Source organism: Bartonella sp. MR168JLCBS, from assembly GCF_042194175.1.
In genome coordinates, this window is record NZ_JBHIMP010000359.1 from 1 (window position 1) to 727 (window position 727).

1 protein-coding gene is annotated in these 727 nt (G+C 37.0%); it reads right to left on the reverse strand.

What is annotated here, in order from left to right; all coding sequences use genetic code 11:
* A partial coding sequence (locus ACFIK8_RS11390; protein WP_375669491.1) for an LptF/LptG family permease occupies positions 1 to 727 on the reverse strand: 727 nt, incomplete at both ends.

A 727-nucleotide genomic window follows, 5' to 3' on the forward strand; every position in this document is an offset into this window, starting at 1 on the left:
TATAAAGGAGAGGGACGTATGCAAGATCACTCTTTGCTTTTTCGGCGAAAAAATGTCCTATCCAATAAACGAGCAAACAAAAGGCAATCGCAGAAAAATTTTCAAAGTTACGTGTTTTTCGATATGAGCGGGCATCTCTTGCTGCTGCTAATGCAATTAATGAAAAAACAATTGAATAGAGCCATTCTGTAAGTCTGCGGTGAAATTCAGCTCTATATTGTAGTGGTCTGCGCTGATAGTAGGGATCCTTCGGATCAGGATTTAGCAAATAAGAAAGAGGTCTATCTTTTGGATAAATAGTGGGTGTTTTATCGTTGGGGATGAATTCACTTAGGCTAAAGGTATAAAAGCTGAATTGAACAATAGAAACACTGTCGTTTTGATGATTGATCCTTTCTATTTCACCATTATTGAGAACTAAAAAATTGCCGCTTTTATTGCTGACAATTGATGCTTTTGTTGCATAATAAAAAAAATCGATCTTAGGATCGCGCTGATCGGCAATGAAAAGACGCCCAAGGGTTCCATCTGGATTCCGTTCACCAATTTCTATATAAAGGTTATTGGCGAGTTTTTGGAAGCTACCTTCATTAATGAAAAGATTAATAAGATCAGAATGAGCATTTGCTAGCATTTGTCGCATATGAAAACGTGCTTGAGGAGCAACAAAATTGGCTATAAGAAAAGATGCACATGATGCAATAAGAGCGAGAAGAAGAATTGGTTT